Annotated in this window: 19 protein-coding genes; 9 read left to right on the plus strand and 10 right to left on the minus strand. The window is 51.1% G+C overall.

Translation table 11 applies throughout. The features are described from left to right. Window positions 1–23: 23 nt before the first annotated feature. The 3 genes from nuoB to lrhA form a co-directional block, all read right to left on the minus strand. A complete protein-coding gene (gene nuoB / locus OGV94_RS02130) occupies window positions 24–686 on the minus strand; it encodes an NADH-quinone oxidoreductase subunit NuoB (protein WP_003028075.1) in 663 nt (220 codons plus the stop codon). A gap of 15 nt (window positions 687–701) precedes the next feature. Further along, the gene (nuoA, locus tag OGV94_RS02135) at window positions 702–1,145 is read right to left on the minus strand and encodes an NADH-quinone oxidoreductase subunit NuoA (protein WP_003028077.1); all 444 of its coding nucleotides are present in this window, start codon (window positions 1,143–1,145) and stop codon (window positions 702–704) included. Window positions 1,146–1,772: 627 nt separating this feature from the next. Further along, window positions 1,773–2,711, minus strand: a complete 939-nt coding sequence (gene lrhA, locus OGV94_RS02140; RefSeq protein WP_043017049.1) for a transcriptional regulator LrhA — start codon at window positions 2,709–2,711, stop codon at window positions 1,773–1,775. Window positions 2,712–3,639: 928 nt separating this feature from the next. Here lrhA and alaA point away from each other — a divergent pair. Together alaA and yfbR are read left to right on the plus strand one after the other, a co-directional pair. After that, window positions 3,640–4,857: an alanine transaminase AlaA gene (gene alaA / locus OGV94_RS02145; RefSeq protein WP_003028082.1), complete on the plus strand. Its 1,218-nt coding sequence runs from the start codon at window positions 3,640–3,642 to the stop codon at window positions 4,855–4,857. A gap of 83 nt (window positions 4,858–4,940) precedes the next feature. After that, on the plus strand, window positions 4,941–5,540 hold the full coding sequence (gene yfbR, locus OGV94_RS02150) for a 5'-deoxynucleotidase (RefSeq protein ID WP_003028083.1): 600 nt from the start codon (window positions 4,941–4,943) through the stop codon (window positions 5,538–5,540). A 63-nt stretch (window positions 5,541–5,603) separates the two neighbouring features. Here the strand turns inward: yfbR and OGV94_RS02155 are convergent, their stop codons facing one another. The 4 genes from OGV94_RS02155 to yfbV all read right to left on the minus strand — a co-directional run bounded on the left by OGV94_RS02155 (window position 5,604) and on the right by yfbV (window position 9,217). Next, complete coding sequence (locus OGV94_RS02155) at window positions 5,604–7,436, minus strand: SLC13 family permease (RefSeq protein ID WP_043017051.1); 1,833 nt, start codon at window positions 7,434–7,436, stop codon at window positions 5,604–5,606. 77 nt (window positions 7,437–7,513) lie between these two features. Further along, window positions 7,514–8,191, minus strand: a complete 678-nt coding sequence (locus OGV94_RS02160) for a sugar phosphatase (RefSeq protein ID WP_286522593.1) — start codon at window positions 8,189–8,191, stop codon at window positions 7,514–7,516. Beyond that, entirely contained in the window at window positions 8,184–8,678 is a 495-nt protein-coding gene (locus OGV94_RS02165; RefSeq protein WP_003028086.1) for a YfbU family protein, read from the minus strand. Before OGV94_RS02165 ends, OGV94_RS02160 begins: the two co-directional genes overlap by 8 nt. An 83-nt stretch (window positions 8,679–8,761) precedes the next feature. Then, window positions 8,762–9,217: a terminus macrodomain insulation protein YfbV gene (gene yfbV, locus OGV94_RS02170; protein WP_200000944.1), complete on the minus strand. Its 456-nt coding sequence runs from the start codon at window positions 9,215–9,217 to the stop codon at window positions 8,762–8,764. Window positions 9,218–9,556: 339 nt separating this feature from the next. On the opposite strand from yfbV, the gene ackA reads away from it, so the two are divergent. The 4 genes from ackA to OGV94_RS02190 all read left to right on the plus strand — a co-directional run bounded on the left by ackA (window position 9,557) and on the right by OGV94_RS02190 (window position 16,026). Beyond that, window positions 9,557–10,759, plus strand: a complete 1,203-nt coding sequence (gene ackA / locus OGV94_RS02175; protein WP_043017052.1) for an acetate kinase — start codon at window positions 9,557–9,559, stop codon at window positions 10,757–10,759. Window positions 10,760–10,834: 75 nt separating this feature from the next. Next, complete coding sequence (gene pta, locus OGV94_RS02180) at window positions 10,835–12,979, plus strand: phosphate acetyltransferase (RefSeq protein WP_043017053.1); 2,145 nt, start codon at window positions 10,835–10,837, stop codon at window positions 12,977–12,979. A gap of 200 nt (window positions 12,980–13,179) precedes the next feature. Beyond that, window positions 13,180–14,700, plus strand: a complete 1,521-nt coding sequence (yfcC, locus tag OGV94_RS02185) for a putative basic amino acid antiporter YfcC (protein WP_047409785.1) — start codon at window positions 13,180–13,182, stop codon at window positions 14,698–14,700. A gap of 309 nt (window positions 14,701–15,009) precedes the next feature. Beyond that, on the plus strand, window positions 15,010–16,026 hold the full coding sequence (locus OGV94_RS02190) for a fimbrial protein (protein ID WP_075145878.1): 1,017 nt from the start codon (window positions 15,010–15,012) through the stop codon (window positions 16,024–16,026). A 50-nt stretch (window positions 16,027–16,076) separates the two neighbouring features. Here the strand turns inward: OGV94_RS02190 and yfcD are convergent, their stop codons facing one another. Genes yfcD through yfcF form a run of 3 tightly spaced genes read right to left on the minus strand, consistent with a single transcriptional unit; the run spans window position 16,077 to window position 17,930 of the window. Continuing rightward, complete coding sequence (gene yfcD, locus OGV94_RS02195; protein ID WP_043017056.1) at window positions 16,077–16,622, minus strand: NUDIX hydrolase YfcD; 546 nt, start codon at window positions 16,620–16,622, stop codon at window positions 16,077–16,079. 56 nt (window positions 16,623–16,678) lie between these two features. Further along, a complete protein-coding gene (gene yfcE / locus OGV94_RS02200) occupies window positions 16,679–17,230 on the minus strand; it encodes a phosphodiesterase (protein ID WP_043017057.1) in 552 nt (183 codons plus the stop codon). A gap of 55 nt (window positions 17,231–17,285) precedes the next feature. Further along, window positions 17,286–17,930 carry a glutathione transferase gene (yfcF, locus tag OGV94_RS02205; protein WP_043017058.1) on the minus strand — a complete coding sequence of 215 codons (645 nt, stop codon included), beginning with the start codon at window positions 17,928–17,930 and terminating at the stop codon, window positions 17,286–17,288. Window positions 17,931–18,064: 134 nt separating this feature from the next. Between yfcF and yfcG the strand changes: the two genes are divergently transcribed. The 3 genes from yfcG to OGV94_RS02220 are packed head-to-tail and all read left to right on the plus strand — an operon-like array spanning window position 18,065 to window position 20,030. Continuing rightward, a complete protein-coding gene (yfcG, locus tag OGV94_RS02210; RefSeq protein WP_047413416.1) occupies window positions 18,065–18,700 on the plus strand; it encodes a GSH-dependent disulfide bond oxidoreductase in 636 nt (211 codons plus the stop codon). Between the two features lie 54 nt (window positions 18,701–18,754). Then, on the plus strand, window positions 18,755–19,117 hold the full coding sequence (gene folX / locus OGV94_RS02215) for a dihydroneopterin triphosphate 2'-epimerase (RefSeq protein ID WP_043017059.1): 363 nt from the start codon (window positions 18,755–18,757) through the stop codon (window positions 19,115–19,117). Between the two features lie 19 nt (window positions 19,118–19,136). After that, entirely contained in the window at window positions 19,137–20,030 is an 894-nt protein-coding gene (locus tag OGV94_RS02220) for a TIGR01777 family oxidoreductase (protein WP_181634522.1), read from the plus strand. The last annotated feature ends 27 nt before the right edge of the window (window positions 20,031–20,057 follow it).

Genomic DNA, 20,057 nt, shown 5'->3' on the forward strand with positions numbered 1-20,057 from the left:
GTGCTGCTGCCGACAGGCGCAAATTAAATCTCGTCTGGTGTACGAAGATTCGTTACAGCAATACGTTCGCCGCGTTTACGCTCGCGTTCTGACTGCATATTGGCGCGATAAACGCCCTGATCGCCAACCACCCAGGAGAGCGGACGGCGTTCTTTGCCAATCGAATCTTGCAGCAGCATCAGAGCCTGCATATACGCTTCCGGACGCGGCGGACATCCCGGGATGTACACATCAACCGGAATAAATTTATCAACGCCCTGCACCACAGAATAGATGTCGTACATACCGCCGGAGTTGGCGCATGCGCCCATGGAGATAACCCATTTCGGTTCCAGCATCTGATCATAGAGGCGCTGAATAACCGGTGCCATTTTGGTAAAGCAGGTTCCGGCTACCACCATCAGGTCAGCCTGACGCGGCGATGCACGCAGTACTTCCGCACCGAAACGGGCCACATCGTGCACGGCGGTAAACGAGGTCACCATCTCAACGTAGCAACAGGAAAGGCCAAAGTTATATGGCCAAATTGAGTTTTTACGGCCCCAGTTAACCATGTCATGCAGCTTGCCCATGAACACGTTTTTGTTAACTTCTTGCTCCAGGGGGTCGGTTACGATCTCCTGTTTTTGCAGGGGGTAACGGTCGTTCTCACCGTTAGGATCTATGCGGGTGAGCGTATAATCCATCTTAATGCCTCGCGGTTAGCGTTGACGATTAGCGATACTGTTCGTTTCCGGGTTCATACGCTCGCGGCGTGAACGCGCGGGCGTCCAGTCCAGCGCGCCAATACGCACCAGATAAACCAGACCTGCCAGTAACACAAAAATAAAAATTGCAGCTTCCACAAAGCCAATCCAGCCGCTTTCACGGATAGAAGTTGACCATGCGAACAGATACAGCGCTTCAACGTCGAAGATAACGAAGAACATGGCTACCAGATAAAACTTGGCAGACAGGCGCAAGCGGGCGGTGCCGACCGAGTCGATACCTGATTCAAACGGCACGTTTTTAGATCTCGCGCGCGCGCGACCACCTAAAAACCAGCCGCCGACGAGCATCAGGCAGCACAGGCCAATGGCAACAATAAGAAAGATAGCGAATGCCCAGTGATGAGCGATGATTTCAGTGGATGTTGACATACTCATTGCTTACTCATCAAAAGTAGCGCCAAATTCTCTGCTCTTTTCGGCAGATGAACGCCACATCGATTCATGGGGAGGAATAAAAAAAACCTTACAATCACTGTGAAAAACCATTTTATACAGCTAATTGATGGGGTTTTTTACTCCTTTCTATAACCTTTTGTCAACTTTAACAAAAGTTTCCTCACATTATTTTACACCAATCCAACTTCATTAACATAAAGTGCTGTTTAGACCAATTTCGATCGCATCATCGGTCATTTTTAACGTTGTTGAATCGTGTCCGTAGTGAAGTAAAAAAGATAATACTCGTCTATTTTGACAGGAATTCACCCAGATGCCTCCCCCTAAATGGGAGTATTTTCTTGATCTGTGACACGCTTTTGTTAATTCACCATAAAAAACAGCAACAATTTCTCTAGTTTTTTAACATGGAAACAATTAGCAATGCTGCTGATTATTTTTTAGCCTAACATCAGGCCGTTTTTTTACCTTCTGATTTTGTTAAGTTTTAGTATAGCAAATGACATAAAGCGGCAATATTTGCATAAAAAAAGAGCCGCTGGATGTTCTTTCAGCATCAGCGGCTCTTTTTTACACTTACATTTTAAAACTGTTTTTTGTGACGGGTTACTCAAAGTCGCCTTCAACAATCAGCGAGTCATCTCCCCCTTCAGGGGTAAACTGATTGTATTGCCAAGGATTTTGATACGTTTGCATCGACTTAAAGATAACGTCTGCCAGCTCATTTTGCGTGGACGGATCGCAGCACAACAGATACTCAGTATCAGGCAATGGCGGCAATCCGTCGGCGGCACCCAGGACGCGCAAATCCGGACTCATCATTTCAACAGGACGCGCAGTGACGCCGAGCCCTGCTTTTACCGCCGCACGAACCGCGGGTAATGTTGAAGCGACATATGCCAGACGCCATGGGATCTGTGCGGCGTTTAATGTCGCCAGCACGATATCGCGAAACGGACTCGGATCGTCCAGCAGAACCAACGGTACCGGCTCACCCTTTTGCAGGATATATTCGGCAGCGCAGTACCAGTGTGTTGGCGAGGTACGCAGATTCAGACATTCAAAATCGCCTGGTCGGTTGGTGGTAACCACCAAATCCACTTCTTGCGACTTCAGCATATCCACCATATAAGCGTTACGCTTGACTCTCACATCCAGCGCAAGCTTCGGATAAACCGAACTTATACGGTTGAGCAGGAAAGGCAGTATGGTATCGGCGGATTCATCAGAAGCACCGATAGTTAACACTCCCTGAAGATTATTAAACATTAATGATGAGCATGCCTCATCATTAAAACGCAGTATTTTTCTGGCGTAACCCAACAGTTGTATACCATGTTCGGTCAGTAGCTTGTTGCGTCCATGGCGTGCGAACAACTCTTTCCCCACGAGTTGCTCAAGACGCTGCATTTGCTGACTCACCGCAGACTGAGTTCGACATACCGCAGCTGCCGCAGCCGCAAAGGTATTCAGGTCGGCAACAGCAACGAAGGTTCTCAGCAGATCGAGGTCGAGGTTAATTATCGGACGATTTGCATTTATCATAGTTTTTCACTTACTCGCGGGTCATACCGGGTTAATGCTGTGCATTTGGAATCAAACAACTCCATTTGTAATGTGCCTCCCTCGCAGTTTCGCTTAGTGTAACCAAGTGAAAATAAGGATGTATTTGGTTTAACAAACGAAACAATTCTCTTTCTGAGCTATTTTAATACCCGTGATATTCATCGGAATATAGCAACGAGAAAGAGCCGGATTTTTAGCTGCTGGATGATTCTGACTTATGGAAAACATGTAAATTTTGTAAATTTAAAAAAAAGTTAACGAACAATAATTTACACATTAAGAACTATCTTTTCAGTATGTTAGGAACAACCAACCAACATTTGAATTATCTTAAAATTCAGACTACTTACCATTTCATGGGACTTATCTTAACCTAAAACCACTATATTTATAAGTGTTATCGTGAATAATTCCAGGCAAATTCGTGTTATGTCCTGGCAGCAGTTTCCCTATTATTAGTCCACTCAATTTGATGCCATTTAAATATTAAATAATAATTAATTAAGAATCCCTCAATTCATTAATTATGCTTAACAATGGATTTACACCGTATCCCGGACGGATCAGACCGATAACAACCCCCGCAGCTAAAACCTCAGTATTTTCGAATTGCCTCATCCAGCTTAGACGTCGGTGACATTTCGCTTTACAGCCTTAACTTTTTTTGACAAGACAAATCACCACAACCAAACCGTCATGACGAATCATATGACTAATAAAATACAGTTAACCAGATTATTATTCTATGATAATCACATCATTTAGTTGTTAACAGTTAATTATAACTTCATGGCTTTTCAAAATGTTCAACTAAAGACCCTTCAAAACTCACCGCCGTGGGAGTACATTGTGCTGGGCTGACTTCCATGGCAGGGAGTGGCATTCACAGCTAAAAAGGTCAACGTTCATGTCCCCCATTGAAAAATCCAGCAAATTAGAAAACGTCTGTTATGACATTCGCGGCCCGGTTCTGAAGGAAGCAAAGCGCCTGGAAGAAGAAGGCAATAAAGTTCTGAAACTGAACATCGGCAACCCGGCGCCATTCGGGTTTGAAGCGCCAGATGAAATTCTGGTGGATGTGATCCGCAATTTGCCAACAGCGCAAGGATATTGCGACTCAAAAGGTCTTTATTCCGCCCGTAAAGCGATTATGCAGCATTACCAGGCCCGTGGTATGCGCGACGTCACCGTGGAAGATATTTATATCGGTAACGGCGTTTCTGAATTAATTGTGCAGGCTATGCAGGCATTGCTGAATAGCGGGGACGAAATGCTGGTTCCTGCCCCTGATTATCCACTGTGGACGGCGGCGGTTTCGCTCTCCGGCGGTAATGCCGTTCACTACCTGTGTGACGAATCATCAGACTGGTTCCCGGACCTCGATGATATCCGCGCCAAAATTACACCGCGTACCCGCGGGATCGTCATCATCAACCCAAACAACCCAACCGGCGCTGTTTATTCTAAAGAGCTGCTGATGGAGATTGTTGAGATTGCTCGCCAGAACAACCTCATCATCTTTGCGGATGAGATTTACGACAAAATTCTCTACGATGACGCTGAACACCACTCCATCGCGGCAATGGCTCCGGACCTGCTGACCATCACCTTCAACGGCCTGTCAAAAACCTATCGCGTCGCTGGTTTCCGTCAGGGCTGGATGGTGCTGAACGGACCGAAAAAACATGCCAAAGGGTATATTGAAGGTCTTGAGATGCTGGCCTCTATGCGCTTATGTGCCAACGTTCCGGCGCAACATGCTATTCAGACCGCGCTGGGCGGATACCAGAGCATCAGCGAATTCATCATGCCTGGTGGGCGTCTGTATGAACAACGCAACCGTGCATGGGAACTGCTCAATGACATTCCCGGCGTCTCTTGCGTAAAACCGCGCGGCGCACTGTATATGTTCCCGAAAATTGATGCTAAACGCTTCAACATTCATGACGACCAGAAGATGGTGCTCGACTTCCTGCTGCAGGAGAAAGTTCTGCTGGTGCAGGGGACGGCGTTCAACTGGCCGTGGCCGGATCATTTCCGCATCGTTACGCTGCCGCGAATTGATGATATCGAAATGTCGTTGAGTAAATTTGAGCGTTTCCTGTCGGGTTATCGCCAGCTGTAACCCCGCAAAGTGCTACCGGGTTTGCATCCGGTAGCACTCTCTGCGCAAAATACCGTTACTGAAGTCACTGAGTAAGGGTCGTTATGAAGCAGAGCCACTTTTTTGCCCACCTCTCCCGTCTGAAACTCATTAATCGCTGGCCGCTGATGCGCAATGTGCGCACCGAAAACGTGTCTGAACACAGTCTGCAGGTTGCCATGGTTGCTCATGCGCTGGCCGCGATCAAAAACCGTAAATTTGGTGGTCAGGTGAATGCTGAGCGTATTGCCTTACTGGCGATGTATCACGATGCGTCAGAGGTGTTGACCGGCGATCTCCCTACCCCGGTGAAATACTTCAACTCGCAGATTGCCCAGGAATATAAAGCGATAGAGAAAATTGCCCAGCAAAAGCTGGTCGATATGGTTCCTGATGAACTGCGCGATATTTTTGCGCCTCTCATTGATGAACATGCCTTGAGTGAAGAAGAGAGATCGATTGTTAAACAGGCCGATGCCCTGTGCGCATATCTGAAGTGTCTGGAGGAACTCTCCGCCGGTAACAACGAGTTTCTGCTGGCTAAAACGCGTCTGGAAAAAACGCTGGAATCGCGACGCAGCGAGGAGATGGATTACTTTATGGACGTATTCGTCCCGAGCTTTCACCTCTCATTAGATGAAATCAGCCAGGATTCACCATTGTAAGTTTGCACCGACGTTACCTTGATATGCCGGACAGGATGTTAGCCTCCATCCGGCATATAAAAATCAAAACGGGAACAGCATCGGGATCATCACCACGCACACCACCATCACAATGATGGTAAACGGCACGCCAATCTTCACAAAATCACTAAAACTGTAGTTGCCAGGCCCGAGCACCAGCGTGTTTACCGGCGAAGAAACCGGCGTCATAAAGGCCGCGGATGCCGCCATCGCAATCACCATCGCAAAAGGATAAGGCGAAACACCCATCGACTTTGCTGCCGCCAGCGCGATTGGCGCCATCAGCACCGCCGTCGCGGTGTTGGAGATAAATAACCCGATGGTCGCGCACAGCACGAACAGGCAGCCCAGCATCATATACGGACCATACCCACCGCCGACGTCCATCAGCCCTTTCACCACCAGATCGACACCGCCGGTTTTTTGTAAGGCCAGCGCGAAGGGCATCATCCCGACAATCAAAATGATGCTCGGCCAGTGAATCGCTTTATAGGCGCTTTCGGCATCGATACAACGAAATTTCCCCATCAGCAGACAGGCGATGATCGCGGCAACCGTATTGGGAATTTCATCAGTGAGCATCAGGGCGACCATCAGCACCAGGCAGAAAATCGCATGCGGCGCCTGGCTGTGCGCCGGAGAAGCTTCACTGACTTCCACGGGCATATTCAGCACCACAAAATCGCGCCCTTTTTGTCCAAGCAGCGTGATCAGCTTCCAGTTTCCCACCACTAAAATGATATCGCCCATCAACAGCGGCTCATCAACCACCGCTCCGGCCAGCGCTGTACCATCACGCTTCAGCCCAACGACATTCAGCCCGTAACGCGTACGAAAAGCGATTTCCCGTACCGTTTTGCCGATCAATTCCGACTCAGGGATCAGAGAGATTTCGGCCATCCCCACGTCAAGCGCCTGCTCGGAGAAGTATTCGCCGCGCAGTACCATCGGCTCCAGCAGTTGCTCACTGCAAAACTCTCGCAGATCGACATCCGCTGCAGACATATCAATCAGCAGCACGTCACGGGCGCGAAACTCAGAAACCCCGTTTACGTCAACGATCACGCGACGAAAGCGACGCCAGCGCTCCACGCCAATCACGTTTGCCCCGTAGCGCTCACGCAGTTTCAGGTCGTCCAGACGCTGGCCTATCATAGGAGAACCCGGACGAATCGCCAGGCGACGCGCGCGCCCGGTCAGGCGATATTCTTTAATCAGATCGCGAAAGGTCCGGCGTTTCCAGCCGTCTCCCGGCTGGCCGGAATCTTCCCCCTTGAGCATAAAGCGCATCAGCAGCATATAAATTATGCCAAGCACCAGGACCACCAGCCCCATCGGGGTAACGCTAAAAAAACTGAAACCGTTAAGTCCTTCGCGCAACAATTCACTGTTGACGACCAGGTTGGGCGGCGTCGCCACCAGCGTCATCATGCCGCTGATTAGTCCTGCAAAACTCAGTGGCATCATCAGGCGTGAAGGGGAAATTTCCATGCGCATGGAAACGCTTAGGACCACCGGAATAAAGATGGCGACCACGCCGGTCGAACTCATAAACGCACCAAGCCCGGCGACGGTAATCATCAGCAACACCAGCATTTTGACTTCACTGCTGCCAGCCACCTTCACCAGCCAGGCTCCCATTACCGTCGCCACCCCAGTACGCACCAGGCCATCGCCAATAATGAATAAAGCCGCTATCAAAATAACGTTAGGATCGCTGAATCCGGAAAAGGCTTCTGTGATGCTCAATGTTCCGCTGAGAACAAAGGCAATAATGACCAGCAAAGCGACCGCATCCATACGCACTCTGCCAGTTGCAAACAAAACGACGGCAATCGCCAGCAATGAGAGAACCCATATCAATTCACCGTTCACAACATATCCTTGTTAAATGAGAGGGATGAGTCGATTCTGCCATAAAAAAGCCCCAACAATCTGGGGCTAAATCATGATCAGGTATTTCTTACCACGACCACATTTCCGTTGGGTTGTTTGGTCACAGAAATATGTTCCAGACTGGTCAGCGAAAAATCGACCTCATCCAGACGCGGCGTATCCGCAGGCGCGTTGACCGCTATCACATGACACCCTGCAGCCAGTCCTGAGAGCACTCCGGCAGGCGCATCTTCCACCACCGCGCATTCCTGTGGCGCAAGACCCAGAAGCTGCGCGCCGAGCAGATAGGCGTCTGGCTCTGGTTTACCTCTTTTTACCCGTTCGGCAGTGACAAACACTTCAGGAGCAGGAAGCCCCGCGACACGGTGGCGCGCCCGCGCGAATGGCATAGATCCAGAGGTCACAATCGCCCATGGAATACCCGCTTTATTGAGGTGGTTGAGTAAATCAACCGCCCCCGGCAGCGCGGTGATCCTAGCGGTTTCCGTCGCTTCGATCTGCTCCAGGCGGGTGAATTCCGCGGCGATCTCAGCCTCAGATTTTCCCACCATAAAGTGTCGCAGCGAGGTAATGGCCTGCTTGCCATGAATAAAGCCGAGCACCTCGGCATGATCGAGGCCAAAACGATCGGCCCAGTTGCACCACGCGCGTTCTACCGCGGGTAAGGAATCGACCAGTGTCCCATCCAGATCAAACAGAAAACCTTTGCACTGCACGCTCGCCCCCTCAGGCATTAATGATTTGGTTAATTTCATTCGCGCTCAGGTGATACTGGCGCGGGCAAGAGTGCCAGACATTCAGCATACGCTGATATTTTTCCCACATCGGGGTCTGGGCGTTGAAGCCATGCGTACCTGCATCGAAGTGGGTATAACGACCTTCCACATTAACCATAAAACGAACGTACCCGAGGAAACGGGCTTCCGTTGCAGCGTCAAAACCGAGGAAGGTCACGCGACGCTCATCAATGGCCTGCGCGTCTTTAAGGTTAGTCCAGGACACATGTAATGCGTGATACATCTCCATAATATCGATAATCGTACGACAGGTTTCTTCCGTCAGCTCACCAAACTCACGATCCAGCTCGCGCATCTGCAAGCCGTAACCGCGTTCAATAATCGTCTGCAAACGACGATAACGCTCGGCGTTAGTTGGATCGAGCATAGTCATCATTTTGTACTGATTCGACAAAATCAGACGTTGAGCGTTGGTCATTTCCATTTGGGACTCCTGTATCACTGCTACTGCGATGAAAAAAAAGAAGGCATCTTGTGCCTTCTTTTATATGCGTAATCAGGGGTCAATTACAAATCATCGAGGAAAGTTTTATCCAGTTGTTTGAAGGCGCGCTTAAGCGTGTCAGCCAGCGCCTGGTAATCAGGCTTTCCTTCTACCGGAGAGAGCGCCTGCCCGGCCTCTTGCAATTTACCCCGAACTTCGTAGAACCAGTTGAGTATTGAAGGCGGCAGCGGCGTTACAGAACGTTTACCCAGCCACCACATGCCCTGCATCGGCAGGCTGAGCGCAAACAGCGCAGTCGCCACGGCCGGTCCCAACTGCCCGCCGAGCGCAATTTGCCAGCATAAAGTGAAGACAGCGATGGGTGGCATAAAACGGATTGCGTAACGCGTCATGCGAATCACGCGGTTCTCAATAAACACGGGCGCGAGGCGCTTTTCCATTGGCCACGTCTTCGCATAGTGCTGCCCCCGGCGAAACAAGCTAAAAAAATTGACGGAACGATTATCCGGTGTCGACATGGCGGTTACCTCAACTTCACATATAAAAATTAAAAAATTTGTGCAAAACAACAACTACAAGGGACATCGTTCAAAACATTTTGTCTTTGATACCCACATTCAGGTATCCTGTGCCGGCCTGTAAGGCCTTTAGTCCAAAATCATTGAGTCGTCAAATTGGCATATAGTATGCCATTGCCTGAAAAATACGCAAAATGACATAGACTCAAAGGTATTTATTCCATCGTGCCCAAAAAGACAATGGCGCATGATGTTAATCATAAACGTCGGTGTCATCATGCGCTACGCTCTATGACTCCCTGACGTTTTTTTAGCCACGTATCATAAATAGGTACTTCCATGTCGAGTAAGTTAGTACTGGTTCTGAACTGCGGTAGCTCCTCACTGAAATTTGCCATCATCGATGCAGTAAACGGTGAAGAATACCTCTCTGGTTTAGCCGAATGTTTCCATCTCCCAGAAGCACGTATCAAGTGGAAAATGGACGGCGGTAAACAAGAAGCGGCTTTAGGTGCAGGCGCCGCTCACAGTGAAGCGCTGAACTTTATCGTTAACACTATTCTGGCACAAAAACCAGAATTGTCCGCGCAATTGACCGCTATTGGTCACCGTATCGTACACGGCGGCGAGAAGTACACCAGCTCCGTGGTTATCGATGATTCTGTTATTCAGGGCATCAAAGATTCCGCCTCTTTCGCACCGCTGCATAACCCGGCTCACCTGATCGGTATCGCAGAAGCGCTGAAATCCTTCCCGAATCTGAAAGACAAAAACGTGGCTGTATTCGACACCGCGTTCCATCAGACTATGCCGGAAGAGTCTTACCTCTATGCTCTGCCGTACAGCCTGTACAAAGAACACGGCGTTCGTCGTTACGGCGCGCACGGTACCAGCCACTTCTTCGTCACTCAGGAAGCGGCAAAAGTGCTGAACAAACCGGTTGATGAGCTGAACATCATCACTTGCCACCTGGGCAACGGCGGTTCTGTATCTGCTATCCGTAACGGTAAATGTGTTGATACCTCCATGGGTCTGACCCCGCTGGAAGGTCTGGTGATGGGTACGCGTTCCGGTGACATCGACCCGGCGATCATCTTCCACCTGCACGATACCCTGGGCATGAGCGTTGACCAGATCAACAAAATGCTGACCAAAGAGTCCGGCCTGCTGGGTCTGACCGAAGTCACCAGCGACTGCCGTTATGTTGAAGATAACTACGCCACTAAAGAAGACGCTAAACGTGCAATGGACGTTTACTGCCACCGTCTGGCGAAATACATCGGTGCTTACACCGCGCTGATGGATGGTCGTCTGGATGCCGTTGTCTTCACCGGTGGTATCGGTGAAAACGCAGCGATGGTTCGTGAACTGTCTCTGGGCAAACTGGGCGTTCTGGGCTTTGACGTTGACCACGAACGTAACCTGGCCGCACGTTTCGGCAAATCTGGTTTCATCAACAAAGAAGGTACCCGTCCTGCGCTGGTTATCCCAACCAACGAAGAACTGGTTATCGCGCAAGACGCGAGCCGCCTGACTGCCTGATTTCACACCGCCAGCCTAGCTGGCGGTGCTGTTTTGTAACCCGTCTAAATTGGCGGTAACGAAAGAGGATAAACCGTGTCCCGTATTATTATGCTGATCCCTACCGGAACCAGCGTCGGTCTGACCAGCGTCAGCCTTGGCGTGATCCGCGCAATGGAACGCAAAGGCGTTCGTCTGAGCGTCTTCAAGCCGATCGCTCAACCGCGTGCCGGTGGCGATGCGCCAGACCAGACTACCAGCATCGTCCGTGCTAACTCTTCTCTGCCAGCCGCTGAGCCGCTGAAGATGAGCCACGTTGAGTCTCTGCTGTCCAGCAACCAGAAAGATGTGCTGATGGAAGAGATCATCGCGAACTACCACGCGAACACCAAAGACGCTGAAGTTGTACTGGTTGAAGGCCTGGTCCCAACCCGTAAACATCAGTTCGCACAGTCTCTGAACTACGAAATCGCGAAAACGCTGAACGCAGAAATCGTCTTCGTGATGTCTCAGGGCACCGATACCCCGGAACAGCTGAACGAGCGTATTGAACTGACTCGCAGCAGCTTCGGCGGCGCGAAAAACACCAACATCACCGGCGTAATCGTTAACAAACTGAACGCACCGGTTGATGAGCAGGGCCGTACTCGCCCGGATCTGTCCGAGATTTTCGACGACTCTTCCAAAGCGAAAGTGATCAAAGTTGATCCGGCCAAACTGCAAGAATCCAGCCCGCTGCCGGTTCTGGGCGCGGTGCCATGGAGCTTCGATCTGATTGCTACTCGTGCAATCGATATGGCGCGTCACCTGAACGCCACCATCGTTAACGAAGGCGATATCAATACCCGTCGCGTGAAGTCTGTGACTTTCTGCGCACGTAGCATCCCACACATGCTGGAGCACTTCCGCGCAGGCTCCCTGCTGGTAACTTCCGCAGATCGTCCTGACGTGCTGGTTGCAGCATGCCTGGCGGCCATGAACGGCGTGGAAATCGGCGCCCTGCTGCTGACTGGCGGCTATGAAATGGACGCGCGCATCACTAAGCTGTGCGAACGTGCATTTGAAACCGGCCTGCCGGTATTCATGGTGAATACCAACACCTGGCAGACCTCTCTGAGCCTGCAGAGCTTCAACCTGGAAGTTCCGGTTGACGATCACGAGCGTATTGAGAAAGTTCAGGAATACGTTGCTAACTACATCAACGCTGACTGGATTGAATCCCTGACCGCGACCTCTGAGCGTAGCCGTCGTCTGTCTCCGCCGGCGTTCCGTTATCAGTTGACTGAGCTGGCACGTAAAGCCGGCAAGCGCGTTGTTCTGCCTGAAGGCGACGAACCGCGTACCGTTAAAGCTGCGGCTATCTGTGCCGAACGTGGTATCGCAACCTGCGTACTGCTGGGTAACCCGGATGAGATCACTCGCGTTGCGGCCTCTCAGGGTGTTGAACTGGGCGCTGGCGTAGAAATCGTTGATCCAGATGTGGTTCGCGAAAGCTACGTTGCTCGTCTGGTCGAACTGCGTAAAAACAAAGGTATGACCGAAACCGTTGCCCGCGAACAGCTGGAAGACAACGTGGTTCTCGGTACCCTGATGCTGGAGCAGGACGACGTTGACGGCCTGGTTTCTGGTGCTGTTCACACTACCGCGAACACCATCCGTCCGCCGCTGCAGCTGATCAAAACTGCGCCGGGTAGCTCCCTGGTGTCTTCCGTGTTCTTCATGCTGCTGCCGGAACAGGTTTATGTTTACGGCGACTGCGCGATCAACCCGGATCCGACTGCAGAGCAGCTGGCAGAAATCGCGATTCAGTCCGCAGAATCCGCCATTGCCTTCGGTATCGAACCGCGCGTAGCGATGCTCTCCTACTCCACCGGCACCTCTGGTGCAGGTAGCGACGTAGAGAAAGTGCGTGAAGCGACTCGTCTGGCGCAGGAAAAACGTCCTGACCTGATGATCGATGGTCCGCTGCAGTATGACGCCGCTGTTATGGCTGACGTAGCAAAATCCAAAGCACCGAACTCTCCGGTTGCAGGTCGCGCTACCGTGTTCATCTTCCCGGATCTGAACACCGGTAACACCACCTACAAAGCGGTACAGCGTTCTGCCGACCTGATCTCCATCGGGCCGATGCTGCAGGGTATGCGCAAGCCGGTGAACGACCTGTCTCGTGGCGCGCTGGTAGACGATATCGTCTACACCATCGCTCTGACCGCGATCCAGTCTTCCCAACAGCAGCAGTAATCTGCCGGGTGTGCCGGATGTCTTATCCGGCAACACCTGTGCTTATCAAACCGGAAATAGATGATATTTCCGGTTTTTTTATCTCTGTTTTTCCCTGTGGCATATTCTGAAACATTTGTCAGGATGCGCTGCATCAATGAATAACTATTCTCCTGTTTGCATACTTACTCTCTTTTGCATTGCAACAGGGATAGTCTTTCATGTCAGCAGTAACAGAATCACAGCCAGCCAGAAAATGGGCGATGCCCGATACGCTGGTGATTATTTTTTTCGTCGCCATTTTAACCAGTCTGGCGACATGGGTTGTTCCCGTCGGGATGTTCGACAGTCAGGAAGTGCAGTATCAGGTTGATGGACAAACCAAAACCCGTAAGGTGGTCGACCCCCACTCTTTTCGAATTCTGACCAACGACGCGGGTGAAGAGCAGTATCACCGGGTGCAATTTTTCACCACCGGTGATGAACGCCCGGGCCTGATGAATTTTCCATTTGAAGGGTTAACCTCCGGATCGAAATTCGGCACCGCCGTCGGCATTATTATGTTTATGCTGGTGATTGGCGGCGCATTCGGCATCGTTATGCGTACCGGAACCATCGATAACGGCATTCTGGCGCTGATCCGCCATACGCGCGGGAACGAAGTCCTGTTTATCCCGGTGCTGTTTATTCTTTTCTCCTTAGGCGGCGCGGTGTTTGGCATGGGGGAAGAGGCCGTCGCCTTTGCCATTATCATTGCTCCGCTGATGGTGCGCCTGGGTTACGACAGTATCACCACCGTTCTGGTTACCTATATCGCCACCCAAATTGGCTTTGCCAGCTCGTGGATGAACCCGTTCTGCGTGGTGGTCGCGCAGGGTATTGCGGGCGTGCCAGTGCTCTCTGGTTCCGGTCTGCGCATCGTGGTGTGGGTCATTGCCACGATGATTGGCCTGACCTTCACCCTGGCCTACGCGGCGCGCATCAAAAAGAATCCGCTATTGTCCCGGGTTCATGAGTCCGACCGCTTCTTTCGCGAGCAGCAGGACGAGGTTGTGGAACGACGCTTCACGCTGGGCGACTGGCTGGTGCTGCTGGTGCTGACCGCGGTGATGATTTGGGTGGTCTGGGGCGTTATCGTCAACGCGTGGTTTATTCCGGAAATCGCCAGCCAGTTCTTCACCATGGGGCTGGTGATTGGCATTATCGGCGTGGTCTTTCGGCTCAACGGCATGACGGTCAACGTCATGGCCTCCTCGTTTACCGAGGGGGCGCGCATGATGATTGCCCCTGCCCTGCTGGTCGGTTTTGCTAAAGGCATATTACTGCTGGTCGGCAACGGTGAGGCGGGCGAAGCCAGCGTGCTAAACACCCTGCTAAACAGCATTGCCAACGGCATTAGCGGGCTGGATAACGCCATCGCGGCGTGGTTTATGCTGCTGTTCCAGGCTGTGTTTAATTTCTTTGTGACTTCCGGCTCTGGTCAGGCCGCGTTGACCATGCCGTTATTAGCGCCATTGGGCGATCTGGTTGGCGTAAACCGTCAGGTCACCGTGCTGGCCTTCCAGTTTGGCGACGGTTTCAGTCATATTATCTATCCAACGTCAGCATCGCTGATGGCAACGTTAGGCGTTTGCCGGGTGGATTTTCGAAACTGGCTGAAGGTTGGCGCCACGCTGTTGGGACTGCTGTTTATTATGTCCAGCGTGGTGGTGATCGGCGCACAGATAATGGGCTACCATTAATTTAATCTTTATATATTTAATATCGGAAGCATTCATCACGCTTCCGATATTTATCATTACTTAATAAAACAACTTCGCTAATAACATTATAAAATACAACCATCAATATATATTAAATTAAAGTATTCACAAAAATTATATTTATAAAATCATAAAATAAGACTTCATCAATAGATTTTTGAAAAACCGCCATGTTACCCTGTTTCCTCAATTCACTCTTATAAAAACATCATGACGCGAAATACATTTATTATGCTAATGCTGCTTATTGCCCCCTTACGTGCGGTATGGGCAGCAGGTTGTACGTTTATGATTGGCAATACTTCCGACCAAAATGCTACTGTCAATGCAGATATTGGCATCGCTGCCAGCGGGCAAAGTTATTTACCCAATACCGCCGACGTCCTGGTAAAAACCAATAACACCGGAATTTCCTACTGGGGAAAAAACGAAAACAAACAAAGCTCTAAAGTCATTTTTACCCGCGTCGACAATACCACTTTCCCGATGGACCCTAACAACAATAAAGGTGCACTGGTAGACAAATCTATTCCCGGTCTCTACTTTACGCTTGCCGCGAATTTAACGCCGCCTGCTGGCTACTGGACCGGCTGGGAAAAAATGCCCATCTACATGTCCAATGACAGCAGCGTAAACCAAACTGACCCACAGTTCATATGGGGTTGTGCAAACAACTCAAGCGCACAGTGGCTGATGAATGCCACCGCGACCTTTACGCTGACATTCTATACCACCGCCGAGTTCGATCCGGCCCAGGCAGCCGGCAAGCAGGTATTTGCCACCCGGCAAAAAGTAGGCGAAGTGGCCAACAGTACCGGGGCCGGAGGACAAATCGATGTCTATTTAAACGGACCGGTCACCATTACTACCGCCGGATGCGGCGCATTTAAAGCAGATGAAGTCGTCAATCTGGGTGAAGCCAAACTCGATGATTTGTATGCCTCACCACAATTGGTTTTTAATGAAACACGATTTTCGATTAAACTACAAAATTGCTACGGCAAACCCAACCTGGTTGTAAATCTTTCAAGTAACCTGGTGAAAAATAATATGCTCGTGAATACCAACGGCAGTGCTAAAGGGGTTGGTGTGGGATTAAGCTATATTCTAACAACTGGGGGAACGGACTATCTCTTTGATCTCGATTTAACTAAGGCAGTTACATTTGAGCCCCGATATTTGAATTACGATAGTTCGTCCAATGGCACGTTAAATCTGTCTGCCCATCTCGGTGTTATCGATAAAAATGCCTTATCCGGAGGAACGGTCAACATACCTGCTGTCATCACCCTGACTCATCCGTAATAAACATCGCTACCGCAACAAATTTTAGCATTGCGGTAGCGGTTAACGTCTTATTCCGTTTCTTCTTCTTTCAGCGATTCATTCTTGGCGTTGCGGGTCATCCACAGCGCCAGGGCTTTCAGTGAGTCTGGCGTGAACTCGTCGCAGCGCGCGGTAATTTCTTCCGGCGTCAGCCAGCAAACTTCACTCACTTCTTCTTCCTGAAGCGCAAATGGCCCGTGGGAGACGCAGCTAAACAGCCCGCCCCACACGCGACAGTTCTGGTCTTCAAAATAAAACTGCCCATGTTCGGCAAACGGCACACCCGCAATCCCCAGTTCCTCTTCCGCTTCACGGCGCGCTGAGTCCAGCAGTTGCTCGTCAGCCTGCACGACACCGCCTGCGGTGGCATCCAGCATGCCGGGCAAAAAATCTTTTGTCTCAGTGCGACGCTGAACCAGAATTTTGCCCATACCATCGTGCACAACGATATACGTCGCACGATGGCGTAAGCGTTGCGCCCGCATTTGTTCCCGGCTGGATTGTGCAATGACTTCGTTGTCTTCATTCACAATATCCACCCATTCCGTACTTGCCAAACGACGCTGTTCCACCATCAGGAAACCTTCTTTTTTCTGGCGCTCTTACGGCGCGTTTATGTTTGTGGGGTAAATTACGGATTAATCTCGACCTGTGCAATAACACTTTGATCATTGAGTGCCATTACGCTGAGAACATTATCATCCAGAATCCCGTAACTTGCCGCAAAGCCCCCTTTCGGGATGCTTACCGAGCCGGGATTGAAGTGGTAAACATCCCCCTGCCGCTCGGCGACCGGCAGATGAGTATGCCCGTAAACCAGCACATCTCCTGCGTTGAGCGCCGGCATATTTTGCGGACCAAAAAGATGCCCGTGCGTCAAAAAGAGCCGCTGATTTTCGGTCAGAATTTGCTGCCACGGCGCGGTCATCGGAAAATGCAGGAGCATCTGATCCACTTCGCTGTCGCAGTTGCCACGCACCGCGATAATTCGCGCGGCCTGCTCATTCAGCCGCTCTGCAACCTGCGCTGGCGCATAGCCCTGGGGTAGCGCATTACGCGGCCCATGGTTTAAAACATCACCCAATATCACCAGCCATTGCGCACCGCTTGCGCTAAACAGTTCGAGTACGCGTTCCGTGGCTGGCAACGAACCATGAATGTCCGATGCGAACATCAGTTTCATCACTCACTCCTCGTTGAAAATTACCTTGTAATGATACTGGATTACGCCCCGTTTTTCAGCAGGAACGCTTCGCCGAAAGCGCGATAAAACGCTGGACAGAAGCGCGCTGCCACTGGAAGGCGGCGTATTCCGCAAGCGCCTGCGGAACCTCATCGCCGTTAAGGACCAGACGATTAAGCATTAGCGCTAAATCGCAGTCAGCGATACACCATTCGCCAAATAAATTCTGCTTACCGTGACTCAGTAAACTGCTCGCAGTAGCGAACAATTTTTCCGCACTGGCTTTTCCCGCGTCGCTTAATGGCCCCTTCTTCACGCCAGCAAAAACCACATCCGTTGATCGTTCTTCACGGATAGGCATTAAATCGCTGCGGATCCACGCCTGAACCTGACGCGCCCGCGCGCGCTTTTGCACATCGTGTGGGTAAATACGCTCCCACTGCGGTGGCGCAAAGCGCTCTTCCAGGAACTCAGTAATCGCTGATGATTCGCTCAGCTCAAAACCGTCGATTTCAAGAACCGGCACGCGGCGCGTCAACGCATAGCCTTGCCATGAAGGTTGCAAGTGTTCACCGCTGTTGAGATCAACGGTTTTCAGCGTAAAAGGCAGCCCTTTCTCTTGCAGAGCGACATAAACAGACAGCACGTAAGGGGAGAAAAAATTGGCATCTGACCACAGCGTAATTGCAGATTTGCTCATAATGTCCTCTGAAGTGTATTGGCTTGCCTTCAAAATATAGAGTCTTTCTCTCGCTGTCACTTGATGAAAACTCACGCACGCCAACAGGCTCTATACTTGTTATGACCCGGTTCATGACAAAACGGACGCTGAAAATGATCGATCTCTATTACACGCCATCGCCAAACGGTCACAAAATCACGCTTTTCCTTGAAGAGGCGCAGCTGCAATACCGTCTGATTCATGTCGATATCAGCAAAGGCAGCCAGTTTCGCCCTGACTTTCTGCAGATCTCGCCGAACAATAAAATCCCGGCCATTATCGACAGCGCCCCGGCGGACGGAGGAAGACCTATCAGCCTGTTTGAGTCCGGAGAAATTTTGCTCTATCTGGCGGAAAAGAGCGGTAAGCTGCTGAGCGGTGAGTTGCGTGAGCGCCACACCACGCTGCAGTGGCTATTCTGGCAGGTCAGCGGGCTGGGCCCCATGCTGGGTCAGAATCATCATTTCAGCCACTACGCCCCACAAACGATTCCCTACGCCATTGAAAGATACCAGGTAGAAACCCAGCGCCTGTACAACGTGATGAATAAACGCCTGGAAACGTCCCCCTGGCTGGGAGGGGATCACTACAGCATTGCCGACATTGCCTGCTGGCCGTGGATCCACGCCCATCAGCGTCAGCGCATCGACCTCGACAACTATCCGGCGGTTAATAACTGGCACGAACGCATCCGTACGCGTCCCGCTACGGAACGCGCCATGCAGCAAGCACAGAGTGAGAAGCGGTGACGCGAATCGGTTCTCGTGTATCATGCAAAGGTTCATACATGGAGGAAACCTGCAATGTCACAACCTGACGCTATTATTCGTATAAAAAACCTTCGTCTGCGCACCTTTATCGGCATCAAAGAAGAGGAGATCCTTAACCGCCAGGATATCGTCATCAACATTGCCATTCACTATCCGGCAGACAAAGCCCGTGCCAGCGAAGATATCAACGACGCGCTGAATTATCGCACTATCACCAAGAGCATCATTGCCCACGTGGAAGGTAACCGCTTCTCATTGTTGGAAAAATTAACTCAAGATGTGCTCGATATCGCACGCGAACATCACTGGGTCACTTATGCTGAAGTGGAGATAGATAAACTTCACGCATTGCGTTACGCCGACTCAGTTTCTATGACGCTGAGCTGGCAGCGCTAAACGTAACCCGGGAGGCGACATGCAGATTCTGATTACCGGCGGTACTGGCCTGATTGGACGTCATCTGATCCCCCGCCTGCTGGAACTGGGGCATCAGATAACCGTAGTGACACGTTCCCCTGATAAGGCGCGTCAGATCCTCGGCTCCCGGGTCACGCTGTCCAAAGGCCTGGCTGAGCGGCAAAACCTCAATGATGTTGATGCCGTGATTAACCTTGCCGGAGAGCCTATCGCAGATAAGCGCTGGAGCGCACAGCAAAAGGAACGCCTGTGCCAGAGCCGTTGGGGTATTACGCAGAAGCTGGTCGATTTAATCAATGCCAGCGAGACGCCGCCCGCGGTGCTCATTTCCGGTTCCGCTACCGGTTACTACGGTGATTTGGGCGAAGTTGTGGTCACGGAAGAAGAGCCGCCGCATAACGAATTTACCCACAAGCTGTGCGCCCGCTGGGAGCAAATTGCCAGCACTGCGCAGAGCGATAAAACTCGCGTGTGTATGCTGCGTACCGGCGTGGTACTGGCCTCTGCTGGCGGTATTCTGGCAAAAATGGTCCCGCCGTTTCGTCTTGGCTTAGGCGGCCCCATTGGCAACGGACGGCAGTATATGGCCTGGATCCATGTTGATGATATGGTCAACGGAATTATCTGGCTGCTGGATAACGATCTGCGCGGTCCCTTCAATATGGTTTCACCCTATCCGGTACACAATGAGCAGTTTGCCCATGCGCTGGGCCACGCGCTGAACCGTCCTGCCATTCTGCGCGTTCCCGCCAGCATAATGCGTCTACTGATGGGTGAGTCTTCAGTGCTGGTTCTCGGCGGGCAGCGGGCGTTGCCAAAACGCCTGGAAGCGTCTGGTTTCGCCTTTCGTTGGTACGATTTAGAAGAAGCGCTGGCGGATGTCATTCGATAACCCTTAAGCGCTATTCACAGTCGCCGT

It is taken from the genome of Citrobacter sp. Ce006, assembly GCF_030336535.1.
GTDB classification, from domain to species: Bacteria; Pseudomonadota; Gammaproteobacteria; order Enterobacterales; family Enterobacteriaceae; genus Citrobacter; species Citrobacter europaeus.